The sequence below is a fragment of the Caulobacter sp. genome (assembly GCF_035254145.1).
GTDB lineage: Bacteria > Pseudomonadota > Alphaproteobacteria > Caulobacterales > Caulobacteraceae > Caulobacter.
The window spans coordinates 1-18,414 of the sequence record NZ_DATFAV010000283.1 but is presented as its reverse complement, the minus strand read 5'-3'; the positions used below and the strand labels follow the sequence as shown (position 1 = coordinate 18,414).

Here is an 18,414-nt window from a genome sequence, read left to right as displayed (position 1 = left end):
CCGGGCCGAAGATCTCCTCGTGATAGGTCTTCATGCCCTTCTTGACGCCGTCGAACAGCGACGGGCCGATGAAGAAGCCCTTCTCGAAGCCCTGCAGGTGGAAGTCGCGACCATCGACGACCAACTCGGCGCCCTCCTCCTGGCCCAGGCGGATGTAGTCGGCGATCTTGGCGCGGTGCTGGGCGCTGACCACGGGGCCATAGTGGGCGTCGGGATCGGTCGAGACGCCAACCTTCAGCGTCCCGATCTCGGCGACCATCCGCTCACGCAGTTCGTCGGCGGTCTTCTTGCCCACGGGGACCACCACCGGCAGGGCCATGCAGCGCTCGCCGGCCGAACCGAAGGCCGCGCCCGACAGATCCTTGACCACCTGGTCCATGTCGGCGTCGGGCAGAACGACGCCGTGGTTCTTGGCGCCGCCCATGGCCTGGACGCGTTTCCCGTGCGCCGTGCCCGTCTGGTAGACGTAGTGGGCGATGTCGGAGCTGCCGACGAAGCTGACCGCGCGGATCAGCGGGTGGGTCAGGATGGCGTCGACGGCGCTCTTGTCGCCATGGACCACGTTCAGCACGCCGGCCGGCAGGCCCGCCTCCATCATCAGCTCGGCCAGCTTGACGGGAACCGTGGGGTCCTTCTCGGAGGGCTTGAGGATGAAGCTGTTGCCGACGGCGATGCTGATGCCGAACATCCACATCGGGATCATGGCCGGGAAGTTGAACGGGGTGATCCCCGCGCAGACGCCCAGCGGCTGGCGCATCGAATAGATGTCGATGCCGGGCCCCGCGCCCTCGGTGTACTCGCCCTTCAGGATGTGCGGAATTCCGCAGGCGAACTCGATGACCTCCAGGCCGCGCTGGATGTCGCCCTTGGAGTCGGCGATGACCTTGCCGTGCTCGGACGACAGGATCTCGGCCAGGGCGTTCATGTCGCGCTCGATCAGGCGCTTGAACTCGAACATCACCCGAGCGCGACGCTGCGGGTTGACCGCCGCCCAGCTCACCTGCGCCTTGGCGGCGACCTGGATGGCGGCGTCCATCTCGGCCTCGGTCGCGAACTGGACGCGCGCCTGGACCTCGCCGGTGTTGGGACTGAAGACGTCGCCGTAGCGGCCGGAGGTTCCGACCAGGGTCTGGCCGTTCACGAAATGGGCGATGTCTCGCATGATGCGCTCCCTAACGCTGTTTTGCGCGTCAATAGCATCCACGGCTCCCGCCGTACCGCGCGAAATTATGCCGTTTACTCTGCGTCAACATGCACGCGGCGGAACCGGCCCTGCAGATAGACGAGCGGCTCGTGGTCGGGATCGTAGCGCAGCTTGACCACCCGCCCGACATAGACCCGGTGGTCGCCGGCGTCGAAGGCCTGGTGGGTCTGGCACTCGAAATTGGCCATGCAGCCAGGCAGGATCGGCACGCCGGTGCGCCAGGTCTCGGTCTCGATCCCGGCGAAGCGGTCGGTGGTCTTCTGTACGAACTGGCGGGCCAGTTGCTGGTGCTCGGCGTGCAGGACGTTGACAGCGAAGCGCCCCGCCGCCTCCAGGGCCGGCAGGCTGGAGGACTTCAGGTCCACGCAGACGAGCGCCAGGGGCGGGTCCAGCGACACCGAGGTGAAGGAGTTGGCCGTCAGTCCCACGCGCCGGCCGTCGTCGGCGATCGTCGTGACGACGGTCACACCCGTCGTGAAACACCCGAACGCATTGCGCAGGGCCCGGACGTCGTGCTCGCCGCCCTCCCCCAGTTCGATCGTAACCGCCTGACTCATCGCCCTAGCAGTGGGGCAAAGCGGCAGCCGGAGCAAGCCGAGGCGAGAAGCTCGGCGCGCCGGTTCGCGAAATTGCGCATCGATCACCTTCGCCGCCCCGGGGCGGGGCGGGGGCGAGCAGCAGGCTTGGCGTCGCCTAGCTGAAGGTGACCTTCAGGATGTTCTCCAGCCAGGTCTGATCGACAGCGTCGAAGGCGGCCGGGCGGTCGGAATCGACGTCGAACACGGCGATCAGCGCTCCATCGGGATCGAAGACCGGCACGACGATCTCACTCTGCGAGCGACCGTCGCAGGCGATGTGGCCGGGGAAGGCGTGGACGTCCGGCACCAGCTGAGTCTGGCCCGTCGCCGCCGCCGCGCCGCAGACGCCGCGCCCGAACGCGATCCGCAGGCAGCCCAGCGAGCCCTGGTACGGGCCGACCACCAGCTCATGCTCCCGGGTGGGATCGACGACGTAGAAGCCGGTCCAGAAATAGTGGTCGAAACTATTGGCCAGCATCGAGGCCACCGTCGCCATGCGGGCGGTCAGATTGGTCTCGCCTTCCAGCACCGAGGCGATCTCGTCGGCGACCTCGGCATAACGGGTCGCCTTGTCCGTGGAGAGGGTGATGTCGTTGAACGCTTCGGCCATGCCGGGGATATAGCGCGACCAGCGCGGGATGCGAGGGGGGAAGTGGCTTGGCGTCGTTGCGAAGGCGGCGACTAGGTCGGCGGGCCCGCCGCCAGCAGCCAGCCGACGATCATGCGCTCAAAGTCGACATAGGGAATGTTCGCCGGGTCGAACTCGAGATCGGCGGCGAGCGCAGGCAGGTCGATCATGAAGGACTGGAACAATCGGGCCACCCGATCGGCGCTCGGCAGTTGCCGCCGCGAGACATTGGCCAGCCAGTCGCGAGTCTTCCGCAAGGCCACGGTGGCGTCGCCGTCGTGGCCGTGAATGTCCATGCCCGCGAGATCGGAAATGAAGCGCTGATAGCGGTAGCGCTCGACGTCCAGGATCAGAAGACGCTTCGCGCTTTGAGCCTTGCCGCCAAAGCGCTTGGCCCCGAGGAACAGGCCTAGCTCCAACGGCATGTTGAAGCGGGGAAGTTGGCTGGTCGCGTCAAGCTCGGTCCGCGAAAGGTCGTGGATCCCGTACCGGCATTCGCCGATCAGGCCATACAGCTTGTCGATCCGCGTCTGGCCGCCGTCGTCGAGCTCCATCGCCGATCGGGGACGGAAGCCGCAGGCATAGATGACGAAGATGAGCGCCCGGAAAGTCGGGCTGTAGTCGCTGTCGAACGGGCAGTTGATGAACACGTCATCGGCCGATGTCCGCGAACGAGCAGCCAATGGCTATTTCTTCTTGCTCTGGACGTCCTTGGCGACCCGGCTAGCTTCGCGGATCGTGATCGAGCTTCCCTTCGACGCGGGGCTCAGCACGAAACGCCCCGTGGCCGCGCTGCGGCCAGCCACCTGGCTGCCGTGCTTGCTTGGCCTGGGTGAAGCTGAATTGGTCGAGGTCGCCATATCGAGAATGTGCGCGGTCGCCCCTCGAAGAGCAAGGGACAAATCGCGAACGCCCTAGAACTCCTGCCACTCCCCAGGGCGCGAGCTCGGGGCGACCTTCAGGGCGCTTGAGCCTTGCACGTAGCGCTGGCGGAAGGTCTCGCGGGTCGGCGCGGCGGCGGGACGGGGTTGCGGGGCGGCCGGACGGCGCTCGACCCGGGGCGGCAGCTCGCGGATCTCGGCGCCGACATGGAAGCGGCCGATCAGGTGTTCGAGTTCGGCGGCCTCGGCGGCGAGGGCGCGGCTGGCGGCGGTGGACTGCTCGACCATGGCGGCGTTCTGCTGAGTGACCTGATCCATCTGGTTGACCGCCTGGTTCACCTCGGCCAGGCCCATCGCCTGTTCCTTGGACGAGGTGGCGATCTCGCCGACCAGTTCGTTGATCTCGGCCACCTGAACCAGGATTTCGCGCAGGGTCTCGCCGGTCTCGCCGACCAGCTTGACGCCCTTGCCCACCTGCTGGGTTGAGGCGCTGATCAGACCCTTGATCTCCTTGGCCGCGTCGGCGGAGCGCTGGGCCAGGGCCCGGACCTCCTGAGCGACCACCGCGAAGCCGCGACCGGCGTCCCCCGCCCGGGCGGCCTCGACTCCGGCGTTCAGGGCCAGGAGGTTGGTCTGGAAGGCGATCTCGTCGATGACCCCGATGATCTGAGTGATCGACTGGGAGGACTTCTCGATGCCGCCCACGGCCTCGATCGCCTCCTGGACGACCGCACCGCTGCGTTCGGCGGCGGCCTTGGCCGTGATCGTCACCTGGCGCGCGCGCTCGGCGCCTTCGGAGCTGCGCTTCACCGTCGCCGTGATCTGATCGAGGGCCGCGGCGGTCTGCTCCAGGCCGGCGGCCTGACGCTCGGTGCGCTGTGAGAGGTCGTCGGCGGCGCTGCTGATCTCGGCGCAGCCGCCGCGGATGCTGCGGGCGGTGTCCAGAATTCCAGCCATCGTCGCCTGCAAGCTCTCGACGGCGGCGTTGAAGTCGCGCGGAATCCTTACCGCGTCGCCCTGGAAATCGTCCTCCCGCATGCGCCAGATCAGATCGCCGTCGGCCAGCCGCCCGACGCCCTCGCCGAGGCTGCGGAGCTTCCTGGCCTGGGCGGTGGCGAGGGCCTCGGCCTCCTCGGCCTGGCGACGGCTTTCGGCCTCGGCGGCGGCGTGCGCGGCCTCCCGCTCCGCCTGGCGGCGCTCGCCGTCGACGAGTTCGTGACGAAAACCGTCGAGGGCGCGAGCGAGGGCGCCGATCTCGTCGCCGCTGTCGGTTCCGGAGATCGCCTGGTCGTAACGGCCGGCGCTCATCGTCTCGACCGAGCGGGACAGACCGGCCAGGGGCTTCTTGACGATGGCCCTGCTGGCCAGGGCGAGCACGGTCAGCACGACGACGGTAAAGACAAACCCCGCCGCCAGCAGGACCAGCGCCACACCGGAGCTGCCGCCGGCCTGCAGAGCCACGGCCCCGGCCGCCGCGATCAGCAGGAACCCGATCGTCAGGCCGGTGACGAGGGTCAGCTTCCGGGCGATGGTCGATCGACGGGACATACAGAGGTCTCCGGCCGCAAAGAGGGCTGTTAACTCTGTCTTTGACGATCGATTCCTGAATCGCCCGTTAACCACGTTCGCCAGACGCTCGAATGCGGCGATCCGCGCGTCCGAAACCCCAGCTTCAGCGTGCGAAACGGGCCTTCACCGGCGCATAGTTGTCCCACACCTGACCGTCGCTGACCGAGCGCAGCAGCTTGACGTATTCGGCGTGGCTCCAGGCCAGGGGCGTGGCGGAATCGGTCCCCTCGCCCCGCGCATAGCCGTGTGGGCTTTGCGCGCCCACGCCGTCCCAGACCTGTTCGGGGATCAAGAGACCCTCGTTGGCGAACAGCTCCATGGCCTTGACGTAGGTGTCGCGGATCCGTTTGAGGGCCGCCGCGTCCGGCTTGCCGTTCAGCCCGGCCAGGGCCAGCTCATAGTGGCCCCGCTCGCCGGTGAAGATCGGCCAGACCCGGCCGCGCTGACCCGGGCGCATCTGGTCGTCCTCGCCGTAGTTGGCGCCGGTCCTGGTGTCCTCGCCATAGCCGTCGACGCCGTAGCGCCGCCAGCCGGGGAAGCTCCCCGTCACGCCCGGGAAGGTGAAGTCGTAGCGGACGCGATAGAGATCCTCCATGGCCTGGTCGTCCAGCTTGGGCAGGCTGGCGACGATGGCGGGGTCGTCGGCGCGGCGCACGCCATAGCGGACCAGCTCCAGGAAGCCCGCGTCCAGCATCTTGTCCTCGGGTACGGCGGCCTGGCCGTTACGCTCCTCGACCGGGCTCCTGTTGTCCGGATCCTGGTCGCTGTTGAGGCGCAGGTAGTAGTGGCCGTCGCCGAACGCGCCCTTGGTCGTGACCATCCGGGCCTCGACCTTCGCCGAATAGTCATCGGCGGTCTTGCGGTAGAGGTCGGCCGAAGCCTTGTCACCCGCCACCTCGGCGATGTCGCCGGCGACCACCAGACCAGCGATCACGGCGGCGGTCGTCGAGGGCGAATAGCCGCCCTGCTCTTCCCAACGCTCCTGCTGGGTGAACGGCGGGGTGATGGTCGCGTGGTTCCAGCCCAGGCCGACCGTGCCGCCCTTGACCAGGAAGTCGGCGGCGGGCTTCAGCATCCGGCCGTAGTAGGCTTTCAGCTCAGCCTGCGGCAGCCAGCCCAGCTTCCACAATTTCCAACCCAGCATGATCGGCATGGCGGTCTGGTCCAGCTGGACGCCGACCCATTCGGGCGTGCCGTCGACATGCGACTTCTGCAGGAACCAGCCGCCCGCGCCCGTATTGCCGGGCGTCTGGGGGCCAACCTGCACGGTCGGCAGGTAGTGGAACGCCGCGAGCGGCGTCCGCCGATCGCCCAGCGCCGCCAGGGCCATGGCGCACTGGTAGAAGTCGCGCGGCCAGACAGCCTTGTAGCCGGTCGAGGACTTGGTCGCGTCCACCGTGTCGCCCCACGGGTTCGACAGCGAGGCGATCAGGGCGCCGGCGTGGGTGCGATCCTCCTGGACCTTCAGCATCAGGGCGCTGGCCTGGACCAGCTTGCCACCGTCCTCGGACGCCTCGCGCAGGCGCGGCAGTTCGCTGAGCGAGGCCAGATAGTCCTCCCAGCCCACCCGCGCACCCTCGCCGTTGAAGCGGGCCAGCACCTCGGCGTAGCCGGTCTTCAGCGTGGCCGCGGCCGTGGCGTCGGCGGTCTTGGCGTCGGGGCCGAAGCCGATCGCGAAGTCAAAGGTCGCTTCCTTGGTGATCGTCGTCAGTTGGGCGGTCAGGACGATCGCGCCCTTCGCCGAGGAGGTGGTCGCCTTCAGGGACGCCAGGGCGTCGCCGTCCTGAAGGACACTAGCCGAGGCCTTGGCGAAGGACTTGCTTCCCTTGAGGCTGAGGAAGGCCTCGCCCTCGTGCGCGGTCAGAGCCGTCGCCGAGGCCGCACCCGCGTCGCCGCCGCCGGTGTTGGCCATATGCGGCTCCAGCACCAGGGTCGGGGTCACCGGACCTTTGAGCGCCCTGACCGTCACCCGCACAAACAGGCTGTTGCGGTCGGGATCGGTGAAGATCCGCTTCTCGATGACGAAGCGGCCTTGCTTGTCGGTGGTGGTGATCTTGTAGGCCGGCGACAGCGGTCGCCCGGCGGCGTCGACGTGCAGATATTCGGTCTTGGAGGTCGTGTCCGCGCCCTCGACCGCCAGGCCGGAGGACGTCTGGACGGCGATGCGCATCTGCTTGATCTGGGCCTCGTGGATCAGGCCGTACATGGTCTCTGTCAGCACCCCGTCGGCGATCGAGAACCAGACCTTGGAAACCGCTCCGGTCGGACCGCCAGCCTTGTAAGCCCCGTCGACATAGGCCTCGTAGGACGCCCCGACGCCGGTCTTGGCCGAATAGGCCCAGGTCGTGACGGGCGCGGCCGCATGGGCGGCGCTGGTCGCGAGGGCGGCGGCCGAGGCCAGGGCGAAAAGTTTCAGGCTGCGCATGGCGAGGACTCGTCAGGCTGGAAGGAAAGATCAGGCGGGCTCGGCGTCGCGAACCGCGAAGGTCGCCAGGGCCGCGATGATCAGGGAAGCCGCGCCCAGGACGAGCGCGTAGATGGCCTGGCCGCCGAAGAAGCTCTTCAGCAGCAGGCCCAGCACCGTCGCCGCCAGCAACTGGGGGATGACGATGAAGAAATTGAAGATCCCCATGTAGACGCCCATCTTCCGCGCCGGCAGGGCCCCGGCCAGGATCGAGTACGGGGTCGAGAGGATCGAGCTCCAAGCGAAGCCGACGCCGACCATGCCGATCCACAGAAGGCTCGGCTGGCGGATCAGCAGGAAGGACAGCAGGCCAAGGGCGCCGAGGCCCAGGCACACGGCGTGGCTGACCTTGCGGCTGGTCGCCTGGACCATCGGCGGGATCAGCAGGGCCGCCAGGGCCGCGACGCCGTTATAAACGGCGAACAGCACGCCCACCCAGTCGGCGCCCTCGTTATAGGCCTTGGAGGCCGGGTCGACGGCGTGGAAGTGGACGGATGCGACGGCGGGCGTCGTGTAGATCCACATGGCGAACAGGCCAAACCACGAGAAGAACTGCACCACCGCCAGCTGGCGCATGGTCTTGGGCATTCGGAAGACGTCCGACAGCACCTCGGAGAAGCCGTTGTCGGTGCGGCCCAGGCGCTTGAAGCGCGCGCCGGCGACGCCCGCGACGCCGAAGGCCAGCAGGAGCGCCGCCAGGACGTAGAGTTCCTTCTCCGCGTGGGCGACCCAGACGACCAGGGCCAGGGCCGCGCCGCCCAGCACGCCGCCGACTCCCAGGGCGATATAGGTGTTGACCGAAGGCTCGGGCTCCTGCCGCGGACCCACGCCTCGCTCGGCCGCCTCGAAGGCCAGAAGCTGCTCGGGCGGATGCTCGCGGGTCGTGAACACGGTCCACATCACCGCCAGCAGCAGGCCCGCGCCGCCCGTATAGAAGGCGATGCGCACCGCGTCCGGGATCTGGCCCGCCGGGGCCGTATTGGCGACGTGGAACCAGTTGGTCAGCATCCACGGGAGCGCCGAGGCCAGCACCGCGCCCAGGCCGATGAAGAAGCTCTGCATGGCGTAGCCGGTCGCCCGCTGCTCGTCGGGCAGGTTGTCGCCGACGAAGGCCCGGAACGGCTCCATGGTGACGTTGATCGAGGCGTCCATGATCCACAGCGCCGCGGCGGCCACCCACAGGGTGGGCGAATTGGGCATGACCAGCAGGGCCAGGGTGGTGAGGATCGCGCCCCAGAAGAAGTAGGGCCGCCGGCGGCCAAGACGGCCCCAGGTCTTGTCACTGAAGTGACCGATGATCGGCTGGACCAGCAGGCCCGTGGCCGGCGCGGCGATCCACAGGATCGCCAGATGACTCACGTCGACGCCGAGCGTCTGGAAAATGCGGCTGGTGTTGGCGTTCTGCAGGCCAAAACCGATCTGGATTCCGAAGAAGCCAAAGCACATGTTCCAAACTTGCAGGAACGTCAGCCTCTGCCTGACCATGTGTCTCCGCCCCGCCAGGACCGGTTACTCCCGATCCGTTTTCGCAATTTTTTGCACAATCCGCGCGCCACTCATTTGCACATGAGACGCCCCGGTTCGCAACGGAAAATGTCAGGCTTTTCGACGTGGATATCGCCCTCAGCGATAGCCACGACTCGAAAATCGACTTAATTTTGCATCAATTTTCATAGCCGTCCGCCAGGCGCCTCGCGCGGAACCGCCATGGCAAATCTCGCCGAACCGCTTCCCATGACAATGAAAATTTTGCAGAAATGTTTGCGCAAAAGCGTTCGCGTTGAGGGGCAGTTTAGGTGAGCAGAGGCGCCACACGACTTGAAGATCTGGCCAAGCTGGCCGGCGTCTCGATCTCGACCGCGTCGCGGGCCCTCAACGACAGCCCGGCGGTCAACAAGCGCACCAAGCAGCTGATCTGGAAGCTGGCGCGCGAGATGGACTATCCGTTCCGCCGCTACATGCCCGCCGGGCCCATCGGGGCCGAGGCCACGATCGCGATCGTCACGCCTCGCCCCCAGGGTCGCGACAGCGGCATGTCCGACCCCTTCTTCCTGGAGCTGCTGGCGGGCGTGGGCGAGGCCGCCAAGGAGCGCGGTTGCGACGTCCTGCTCAGCCATATCGCCCCGGCCAATTTCGAGGACCTGTCGGCGGCCATGACCACCAGCCGGGCCGAGGGGGTGATCTTCCTGGGCCAGAGCTCGCTGCACGCGGCCTTCAACCGCCTGGCCGAGACCGAGACCCGCTTCGTGGTCTGGGGCGCGCAGTTCCCCGACCAAGCCTATTGCTCGGTCGGCTCGGACAACATCCAGGGCGGCCGTCGCGCGACGCTCCACCTGGCGCGGCTGGGCCGCAAGCGCATCGTCTTCCTGGGCGACACCGAGGCGCCGGAAGCCATGCATCGCCACCGCGGCTATCTGGAGGCGCTGGAACAGGCCAAGCTGGGCGTCGATCCCGACCTGATCGTGCCCGCCCACTTCGAGGTCGAGTCGGCAGAGGCCGCCGTCGACTCCTTGATCCATCATGGCGTCGAGTTCGACGGTGTGGTCGCCGCCTCCGACCTGATCGCCCTGGGCGCCATCCGGGCGCTGAAGCACGCCGGCCTTTCGGTCCCGGGCGACGTCTCGGTGATGGGCTTCGACAACGTCCCGTTCAGTCGCTACGCCAGCCCGGCGCTCAGCACGATCGCCCAGGACACGGCCAAGGCGGGACGGCTGATGGTGTCCAAACTGCTCGACAGCGGCGAGCGCGCCAGCCGCTCCGAGCGGGTGCCGACGGACCTGATCATCCGGGAAAGCTGCGGGGGTTAGCACTGGACCTCTCCTCCCCCGCATAGCAGGGGAGCAAAGTGCTTTTCAGCCTCGCCGCGCGATCAATCCGGCGCAGGGCGGCATCTCGCCCTCGGCGCCCAGGTTGACGCCGTCGACCAGCGCCCAACCGTCCGGCAGGGTCCAACTGACGGTGTCGTGGCCGAGGTTGAAGGCCAGCAGCATCGCGTCCTCGCCCTCCCCGCGCTGGAAGATCAGCAGCGAACTGTTGGTGTCGATAAAGCTGACTCCGCCGGTCCGCAGCGTCGGATAGGCCCGGCGCAGGGCGATCAGGCGGCGCGCGACGTGCAGGGTCGAGGTCGGGTCCGCCTCCTGGGCGTCGACCGCCAGAGGCAGGTGCTCGGGATCGACCGGCAGCCAGGGTTCGACGGCCGAAAAGCCGGCGTTCAGCGAATGGGCCAGCCAGGGCATGGGCGTCCTGGCCCCGTCGCGACCCAAGGTCTGGGGCCAGTTGGCGATGGCTTCGGGATCCTGCAGCCGCTCGAACGGGACATTGGCCTGGGGCAGACCCAGCTCCTCGCCCTGATAGACGAAGACATTGCCGCGCAGACCCATCAGCAGCAGCAGGCACATTTCGGCGAAGGCCTTGCGGTCGCGCCCCTCGGCCCAGCGCGACACCGCGCGTGGGGCGTCGTGGTTGGAGAAGGTCCAGGACGGCCAGCCCTCCCCGTCGTCGCCAGGCCACATGGCCGCGCCCTTGGGGATCATGTCGCCGGTCAGCTTGTCGGCGTACAGGTAGAGGAAGCCGTAGGCGCTATTGAGCCGGTCGTTTCCAGCCGTAAACAGCTTCATCTCGCGATCGGCATGGTCGCCGCCGACCTCGGCCACCGAGAACCGTCCGCCCGCCGCATCGGTCAGCGTCCGCAGGCGGCTGAGGAACTTCGGGATGTCGGCGTGGCTCTGGTTGTGGATCTTGTCCTGAAAGTCGAACGGCCGCGTGCGCTTGCCGCCCGGCGGCAGCGGCGGGTTGTCGGTGAAGGCCGGGTCGTGCATCGAGAAGTTGATGGCGTCGAAACGGAAGCCGTCCACCCCCTTGTCGATCCAGAACTGGGTGACGGCCAGCAAGGCCTCCTGGACCGCCGGATTGTGCAGGTTCAGCTGCGGCTGGCTGCTCAGGAAATTGTGCATGTAGTACTGACCGCGTCGCGCGTCCCAGGTCCAGGCCGGGCCACCGAACACGGACTGCCAGTTGCTGGGCGGGCTGCCGTCGGGCTTGGCGTCGGCCCAGACGAACCAGTCGGCCTTGGCGTTGGTCCGGTCCTGCCGGCTCTGCGCGAACCAGGGATGCTCGTCCGAGGTGTGGGAGAAGACCAGGTCGATGATGATCTTCAGGTTCAGCGCATGAGCCTTGGCGATCAGGGCGTCGAAGTCGGCCAGGGTCCCGAAGATCGGGTCGATGTCGCGATAGTCAGAAACGTCGTAACCGAAGTCCTTCATCGGCGAGCGGAAGAAGGGCGACAGCCACACCCCGTCAACGCCCAGCGAGGCGATATGCTCGAGGTGGGCGGTGATCCCGGGCAGGTCGCCAACGCCGTCGCCGTTCGAGTCGGCGAAGCTGCGCGGATAGACCTGATAGATGACCGCGCCGCGCCACCATTCGGCGTTCATCGACTTCTCCGCGTCGGGGCGAGCAAGAACTTCAACTGTCACGGTCGTCCCTCGGAAACGCAAATCATGTAGTCGAGCGGCTTCAACTCGACGGCATAGCTACCCGGCGCGGCGGCCGTCGCGGCGCAAGCGCCGTGAAGCGACCGCCAGGCGACAGAGCCCGCCTCGACCGGAACATTGGCCTTCAGCGGCTGGTCGCCGGTGTTGAACACGGCCAGCACCTCGGTCTTGCCCAGAAGACGTGACATCGCAAAGAGGCCCGGCTTGTCGTCCGCGACGCGGACCACCTGGCGGCCATCGCGCAGGGCCGGTGTCGCGACGCGGATCTTCGAAAGCTCGGCGATGCGGCGATAGAGAACCGCGTCCGCGTCGAAGGCCGATCTCGGCCCCCTTGCGGCCGAGCCGACCAGGCGGTTGTCGTTGTAGCTGGCGACCTGGCTCGCGAACATGTCCTCACGGCTGTCGGCGTAGTCGCCATCGCCGGTGAAGCCCTGCTCGTCGCCGTAATAGATCGTCGGCGCGCCGCGCGCCGTCAGCATCAGAGCGTTGGCCAGGGTGACACGGGCCAGCAGCTCGTCATCGCCGATCCGCGGCCTGGCCTTGAGGACGAACCAGCCGATGCGGCCCATGTCGTGATTGCCCAGGAAGGTTGGCAGCTGGCGCGCCCCCGCTTCGCCGCCTTCGTAGACGGGATCGGCGGCGAAGACGCGGGCCAGACGGTCGGTTCCTGTCCGGCCGATGGCGACGTCGGCGACGGCCGCCTGGAAGGCGAAGTCCAGCACCGCCGGCAGCTTGTCCGCCCGCGTATGGCTGGCCAGGATCGCGGGGTCCGGGTCGAACACTTCGCCGAAGATGTGGAAGTTCGGGATCCCCCTGGCCCTGGCCCGGGCCAGCATGGCTGGGACGAAGGCCCGCCAGAACCCAGGGTCCACATGGCGGGCGGTGTCGATGCGAAAGCCGTCGATCCCGAAGTCGTCGATCCAGCGGCCATAGACCTCGATGAAGCCCGCCACGACCCGCGGGTTCTCGGTGAATACGTCGTCCAGCGTGGCGAAGTCGCCCAGCAGCGAGCTCTCGCCAGCGAAGGTGCTCTCACCGCGGTTGTGGTAGTAGATCGGGTCGTTCAGCCAGTCGGGCTTCTTGGCGTGCTCCTGGCCCGCCGGAACGTAAGGCGTGTAGGCCCAGTCCGGGCGCTTTAGCTTGCCAAAGTCCTTGCCGTCGAAGCCGTCGTTGATCGGCGCGCCGTCCACGCCCCCCTTCCGTGTGTAGGGATAGTCGGCCACGCCGCGATAGGCGCAGCGGCCGTCGGGGCACTCCCGGTACTGGATGACGTCGGCCGTGTGGTTCACGACGATGTCCATATAGACCTTCATGCCCCGCGCGTGTGCGGCGTCCACGAGGGCCTTGAAGTCGGCCTTGGTTCCCAGGTGCGGATCGACGTCGGTGAAGTCGGTGATCCAGTAGCCGTGATGCGCCGCCGACTCGTGACCCGGCGGCCCCTGCACGGCCTTGTTCCTGAAGATCGGCGCCAGCCAGACGGCGCTCGCGCCCAGGCCCTGGATGTAGTCCAGTCGGCGGATCACGCCCTTCAGGTCGCCGCCGTGGTAGAAGCCCGCGCGCGAAGGGTCGAAGCCGTCGACCAGCGGGCCGCTCGCCAGTCCTCCGTGGTCATTGGCGGGGTCGCCATTCTCGAAGCGGTCGGGCAGGACGAAATAGATCACCTCGTCCTGGGGTCCGCGCTGCAGATAGGGCTTGGCCGCCGCCGAGACGTCGGTCGCCACGGCGACAACGCCGAAAGCGCTCAGAGCCGTCATGGCCAGCAGCGTCCGTCGCCAGGGCGTCAAGGCCACCATCGCTCCCCTCCCGCAAGCGACCTCGAAATAGGGCCGCGACTGCAATTCTTTGCAAGAATTTGCAGAAGCGCTAGCCGCCTGTCAATCCGCCCCATTGAAGCGATTTGCAGACTTTTGACTCCCTTCAATTCCGAGGAAGTGGCGCAAAGAAGCCACACAACGCCCCATTCCGCCGAGCTTGGCGGCCCTGGTATCGTCCGTTTGCGATTTTTTGGGTTGATTACATCGCGTTAATTTGCGGTAATTTGCAGCAACGGCCCGCCGCACGTCGTCAAAGCGCAGAGCCGGACAGGGAGGGAGACTCGATGAACACCCAATTTTCGCGTCGTCGCGCTTGGCTGATGGCCGGCGGGGCCACGGGCCTGGCGCTGACCTTCGCCCTGGCCGGGTCGGCCCAGGCGCAAACCGCCGCCCCCGCGGGCCAGGACACTGCTCAGGTCGAGGAAGTTGTCGTCACCGGCATCCGGCGCGGCATCGAAGGCGCCATCTCGCTGAAAAAGAGCTCGACCTCGATCGTCGAGGCGGTCTCGGCCGAGGACATCGGCAAGCTGCCGGACGTCTCTATCGCCGAGTCGATCGCCCGCCTGCCCGGCCTGACCGCCCAGCGCCTCGACGGCCGCGGGCAGGTTATCTCGATCCGGGGCCTGGCGCCGGACTTCACCACCGCCCTCTTGAACGGCCGCGAGCAGGTCTCGACCGGCGACAACCGCGGCGTCGAGTTCGACCAATATCCTTCGGAGCTGCTGAGCGCCGTCGTCGTCTACAAGACCCCGGACGCCGGCCTGATCGGCCAAGGCCTGGCCGGCACCGCCGACATGCGCACCGTGCGTCCGCTGGCCTTCGGCAAGCGCGCCCTGGCCGTCGGCGCCCGCTACGAGTGGAACGATATCGGCGCCCTGAACGCCGGGACCAAGGCCCACGGCAATCGCCTGAGCGTCTCCTACATCGACCAGTTCATGGACGGTAAGCTGGGCCTGGCGCTGGGCTACGCGCACATGGAGTCGCCCTATCAGGCCGAGCGCTGGAATTCGTGGGGCTATCCCACCGACGCGGCCGGCAATCTGGTGATCGGCGGCGCCAAGCCTTACGTGCAGTCCAGCATGCTCAAGCGCGACGGCTTCATGGGCGTGCTCGAATTCACCCCGACCGACCGCTTCACCTCGTCGCTGGACGCCTTCTATTCGAAGTTCAAGAACCACCAGATCCAGCGCGGCATCGAACTGCCCCTGGTCTGGGGCGGCGTGCCGCTGACCAACGCCAAGGCCTCGGACGGCATGGTCGTCAGCGGCGCCTTCAATGGCGTCAAGGGCGTGGTCCGCAACGACGGCAACGACCGCGACGCCACCATCAAGTCTCTAGGCTGGAACAACAAGCTCGAGCTGGGCGACGCCTGGACCCTGTCCAGCGACCTTTCCTGGTCGAAGGTCGAGCGCACCGACCAGGTCGTCGAATCCTACTCCGGCACCGGTCGTTCCGGCGTCGGCGCCACCGACAACATGACGTTCACGATGGACGACAACGGCAAGGCGATCTTCACCTCGACGCTGAACTACGCCGACGCCAACCTGATCAAGCTGACCAGCCCGCAAGGCTGGGGCGGCGACATCATCACCGGCGGCCAGGACGGCTATCTGAACCAGCCGACCATCGAGGACGAACTGAAGGCCGCGCGCATCTCGATCAAGCGCGACCTGGCCGACGGCCTGTCCAGCGTCGAGGCGGGCTTCAACTACAGCGAACGCACCAAGGGCCTGGTGAACGACGAGTGGTTCCTGCGCGCCAAGGGCTCGCCGGCCAGCGTCGCCATCCCCTCCTCCGCCATCGTCGGCTCGACCTCCCTGGCCTTCATCGGCCTGGGAAGCATGGTCAGCTACGACCCGTTCGCCCTGATCAAGTCGGGCGCCTATGACCTGGTCCGCAACCCCAACGCCGACGTCCTGGTCAAGAGCTGGGACGTCGAGGAGAAGGTCGCGATCGGCTATCTGAAGGCCAATATCGACGCCGATCTCGGCGGCGTGCCGGTGACCGGCAACTTCGGCTTCCAGATCGTCCACACCGACCAGGGCTCGACGGCCCTGGGTGCCAGCGGCACGGGCACGGGCGTGACCCGCGCCAATCTGGCGGGCGGCAAGAAGTACGTCGACTTCCTGCCCAGCGTGAACCTGCGCTTCGCCCTGCCGAACGAGCAGAGCCTGCGCTTCGCGATCGCCCGCACCCTGGCCCGCCCGCGCATGGACCAGATGCGCGCCAGCAAGACCTTCACCTACGACGCGGTCAAGGCGGGCAACACCAACATCAACTTCTCGCCGTGGAGCGGCACGGGCGGCAATCCCGAGCTCGAGCCCTGGCGCGCCGACGCCTATGACGTCTCGTACGAGAAGTACTTCGGCCGCCAGGCCTACGTGTCGCTGGCCGCCTTCTACAAGGACCTGAAGACCTACGTTTACGACCAGAGCGTCGTCTTCGACTTCACCGGCTTCCCGACCGGCGGCAACATCGAGCCGGCCACGCGCCAGGGCCTGGTGACCACGCCGCAGAACGGCAAGGGCGGCTCGGTGAAGGGCGTCGAGTTCGCCGCCTCGATGCCGGGCTCGCTGCTGACTCCGATCCTGGACGGCTTCGGCGCCACCTTCAGCGCCTCCTATACCGACAGCTCGATCCAGCCCAACCCCAGCGACAAGACCCAGACCATCCCGGGCCTGTCCAAGACCGTCGCCAACCTGACCGTCTACTACGAGAAGAACGGCTTCTCGTTCCGGATCAGCGACCGCTACCGCTCCAAGTTCCTGGGTGAGGTGACGGGCTTCGGCAACGGCCGCAACTACCGGATGGTCAAGGGCGAGTCCGTCGTCGACAGCCAGATCGGCTACACCTTCAACGACGGTCCGATGGAGGGCCTGTCGGTCCTGGCCCAGGTCAACAACCTGACCGACGAGCCGTTCACCACCTATCAGAACAACGACCAGCGCCAGGTCATCGACTATCAGCGCTACGGCCGCACCTATCTGATCGGCCTGAACTACAAGTTCTAGCCGCTTCCCCCTCCCCTAAGCCTCAAGCCCTCGCCGGACCTGCCCGGCGAGGGTTTTCTTTTGGGCGCTTACAGCTTCTCGGCCCGCTCGGCCGCCCGGCGCTTCACGACGCTGAACACCAGCGGCAGCAGCTCCCAGCTGAAGGCTCCCACCGCGAAGCCGAATAGATAGGGCTCGCGCAGCGCGAGCCACGGGATGACCGGCAGCGCGGCCTTCACGACGAACGCCGCGACGATGACCGCCGAGCCGGCGGCGCAGGCCAGGCGGATCGTGAGATCGCGAAGGTTGGCGCGTTCGGCCACGCTCAGCGCGCCGATCTGCACCAGCCCATAGACGGCCACGCCGCCCAACGCGCCCACGATCGCGCGCAGGCGATCGGGATCGATGTCCATCGAGGCCTCCTCCAGCCCGGGATCTTGGGGTGACGGCTCAAGAACTGTTCCGACTTCTCGCCGCGGCCACGGCTGCGCTCGGAACGTCCTCGCCGTTAACGACTCTGCCTATCGGCGAGGCCGGAGTCGACTCGCTTCGGAGGGGGATGCGTCCGATTTTGACGCCGAAGCGGCCAAGGATGTTTCAACGGGAAATAGAACAAAAGTAGAACAAAAAGTCCGACCGAAACGCCCAATCATCAGAGCGACCTGAAATCGTGGAGTTGGTAGGCCTGGAGGGACTCGAACCCCCAACCAGACCGTTATGAGCGGTCGGCTCTAACCATTGAGCTACAGGCCCGCGCGGTACGCTTTCGCGTGCGGCGAGCCGGCGGATTAGCATGAGCCGAACGCGGCTTAAAGCTCCGGTTCAGGTTGGGGCTGTCATCAGGGAACCATAGCTGCCTGGCCACGCTTCGCCTGCGCCGGACAGATCTGGAGAAAACGATGACCAACAACGCCCGCCGCCCCGCCAAACGCTCGCCGCGCCCCTGGACCTTCGCCGCCCCCGCCCTGCTGGGCGCTGCGCTCCTGATGGGCGCGGCCGCGCCCGCCCTGGCCCAGAGCGGCGCCGACAGCGCCTTCAAGGCCACGACCTTCAACCTGTCGGCCTATGGCGAGACCCGCGTGGCGCCCGACATGGCCACCATCACCCTCGGCGTGCAGACCGAGGCGCCGACGGCCGGCGAGGCCCTAAAGGCCAATGGCGCGCGGATGAACCAGGCCATGGCCGCGCTGAAGAAGGCCGGGATTGCCGAGCGCGACATCCAGACCTCGAACCTGAACCTCAACGCCCAGTACGCCTATGAGCAGAACCAGCCGCCCAAGCTGACCGGCTATCAGGCCTCGAACCAGGTGACGATCACGGTCCGCGACCTGACCCGTCTGGGCCAGACGGTCGACGCCGCCGTCGGCGCGGGCGCCAACACCGTCAATGGCATCAGCTTTGGGCTGGTCAATCCCCAGGCCGCCGAGGACGCCGCCCGGCTGGAAGCCGTGAAGGCGCTGCAGGCCAAGGCCGAGCTCTACGGTCGCGCCACCGGCTACAAGGCCGTGCGCCTGGTCAATCTAAGCGAAGGCGGCGGCTACACGCCCCCCTCCCCGCCGATGCCGGTGTTCGCCATGGCAAAACGCGAGATGGCCGACTCCACCAGCATCTCGGCGGGCGAGTTGAAGGTGCGGGTGGACGTCAGCGCGGTCTACGAGGCCGCGCGGTAGAAGGTCCGGTCCACAAAGACCTTCACGCCTTTTCTGGTCATCCCGGCCGCAGCGAAGCGAAGAGCCGGGACCCAGGGGCCATACGCACCGCCCCTGGGTCCCGGATAGCCTCTGCGAGGCTTC

10 protein-coding genes, 1 tRNA gene and 3 pseudogenes are annotated in these 18,414 nt (G+C 67.3%); 3 read left to right on the top strand and 11 right to left on the bottom strand.

Annotated features, from left to right (window positions below):
- The 7 genes and pseudogenes from mmsA to VJ655_RS17175 all read right to left on the bottom strand — a co-directional run.
- Nucleotides 1–1,162, bottom strand: a 1,162-nt coding sequence (mmsA, locus tag VJ655_RS17205; RefSeq protein ID WP_324113196.1) for a CoA-acylating methylmalonate-semialdehyde dehydrogenase, incomplete at its 3' end; no start/stop codon positions are given.
- Between the two features lie 74 nt (nucleotides 1,163–1,236).
- Nucleotides 1,237–1,761: a flavin reductase family protein gene (locus VJ655_RS17200; protein WP_324113195.1), complete on the bottom strand. Its 525-nt coding sequence runs from the start codon at nucleotides 1,759–1,761 to the stop codon at nucleotides 1,237–1,239.
- Nucleotides 1,762–1,897: 136 nt separating this feature from the next.
- Nucleotides 1,898–2,392 (bottom strand): GAF domain-containing protein, encoded by a 495-nt coding sequence (locus VJ655_RS17195; RefSeq protein WP_324113193.1) that lies wholly within the window; start codon nucleotides 2,390–2,392, stop codon nucleotides 1,898–1,900.
- Nucleotides 2,393–2,463: 71 nt separating this feature from the next.
- The gene (locus tag VJ655_RS17190; protein ID WP_324113191.1) at nucleotides 2,464–3,093 is read right to left on the bottom strand and encodes a hypothetical protein; all 630 of its coding nucleotides are present in this window, start codon (nucleotides 3,091–3,093) and stop codon (nucleotides 2,464–2,466) included.
- A gap of 231 nt (nucleotides 3,094–3,324) precedes the next feature.
- Nucleotides 3,325–4,686: pseudogene (locus VJ655_RS17185) on the bottom strand (methyl-accepting chemotaxis protein); the annotation flags it as partial.
- Between the two features lie 277 nt (nucleotides 4,687–4,963).
- Nucleotides 4,964–7,285, bottom strand: a complete 2,322-nt coding sequence (locus VJ655_RS17180) for a glucan 1,4-alpha-glucosidase (protein WP_324113189.1) — start codon at nucleotides 7,283–7,285, stop codon at nucleotides 4,964–4,966.
- A 30-nt stretch (nucleotides 7,286–7,315) separates the two neighbouring features.
- Entirely contained in the window at nucleotides 7,316–8,809 is a 1,494-nt protein-coding gene (locus VJ655_RS17175; protein ID WP_324113187.1) for an MFS transporter, read from the bottom strand.
- A 295-nt stretch (nucleotides 8,810–9,104) separates the two neighbouring features.
- On the opposite strand from VJ655_RS17175, the pseudogene VJ655_RS17170 reads away from it, so the two are divergent.
- A pseudogene (locus VJ655_RS17170) lies at nucleotides 9,105–10,131 on the top strand (LacI family DNA-binding transcriptional regulator).
- Between the two features lie 45 nt (nucleotides 10,132–10,176).
- On the opposite strand, the gene VJ655_RS17165 reads toward VJ655_RS17170, so the two are convergent.
- Nucleotides 10,177–11,820: an alpha-amylase family glycosyl hydrolase gene (locus tag VJ655_RS17165; RefSeq protein ID WP_324113185.1), complete on the bottom strand. Its 1,644-nt coding sequence runs from the start codon at nucleotides 11,818–11,820 to the stop codon at nucleotides 10,177–10,179.
- Entirely contained in the window at nucleotides 11,796–13,610 is a 1,815-nt protein-coding gene (locus VJ655_RS17160; protein WP_324113183.1) for an alpha-amylase family glycosyl hydrolase, read from the bottom strand. Before VJ655_RS17160 ends, VJ655_RS17165 begins: the two co-directional genes overlap by 25 nt.
- Nucleotides 13,611–13,915: 305 nt before the next feature.
- Between VJ655_RS17160 and VJ655_RS17155 the strand changes: the two genes are divergently transcribed.
- The gene (locus VJ655_RS17155) at nucleotides 13,916–16,642 is read left to right on the top strand and encodes a TonB-dependent receptor (protein ID WP_324113181.1); all 2,727 of its coding nucleotides are present in this window, start codon (nucleotides 13,916–13,918) and stop codon (nucleotides 16,640–16,642) included.
- 161 nt (nucleotides 16,643–16,803) lie between these two features.
- On the opposite strand, the pseudogene VJ655_RS17150 reads toward VJ655_RS17155, so the two are convergent.
- Both VJ655_RS17150 and VJ655_RS17145 read right to left on the bottom strand, forming a co-directional pair.
- A pseudogene (locus VJ655_RS17150) lies at nucleotides 16,804–17,034 on the bottom strand (hypothetical protein); the annotation flags it as partial.
- A gap of 264 nt (nucleotides 17,035–17,298) precedes the next feature.
- Nucleotides 17,299–17,374: transfer RNA gene (locus tag VJ655_RS17145), tRNA-Ile, on the bottom strand.
- Nucleotides 17,375–17,520: 146 nt separating this feature from the next.
- On the opposite strand from VJ655_RS17145, the gene VJ655_RS17140 reads away from it, so the two are divergent.
- The gene (locus VJ655_RS17140) at nucleotides 17,521–18,291 is read left to right on the top strand and encodes an SIMPL domain-containing protein (protein ID WP_324113179.1); all 771 of its coding nucleotides are present in this window, start codon (nucleotides 17,521–17,523) and stop codon (nucleotides 18,289–18,291) included.
- Nucleotides 18,292–18,414: the final 123 nt, after the last annotated feature.

Bases quoted from the DNA above. Each gene is read 5' to 3' on its own strand.
- VJ655_RS17200 (WP_324113195.1), bottom strand. From the start codon at position 1,761: ATGAGTCAGGCGGTTACGATCGAACTGGGGGAGGGCGGCGAGCACGAC.
- VJ655_RS17195 (WP_324113193.1), bottom strand. From the start codon at position 2,392: ATGGCCGAAGCGTTCAACGACATCACCCTCTCCACGGACAAGGCGACC.
- VJ655_RS17180 (WP_324113189.1), bottom strand. From the start codon at position 7,285: ATGCGCAGCCTGAAACTTTTCGCCCTGGCCTCGGCCGCCGCCCTCGCG.
- VJ655_RS17175 (WP_324113187.1), bottom strand. From the start codon at position 8,809: ATGGTCAGGCAGAGGCTGACGTTCCTGCAAGTTTGGAACATGTGCTTT.
- VJ655_RS17160 (WP_324113183.1), bottom strand. From the start codon at position 13,610: ATGGTGGCCTTGACGCCCTGGCGACGGACGCTGCTGGCCATGACGGCT.
- VJ655_RS17155 (WP_324113181.1), top strand. From the start codon at position 13,916: ATGAACACCCAATTTTCGCGTCGTCGCGCTTGGCTGATGGCCGGCGGG.
- VJ655_RS17140 (WP_324113179.1), top strand. From the start codon at position 17,521: ATGACCAACAACGCCCGCCGCCCCGCCAAACGCTCGCCGCGCCCCTGG.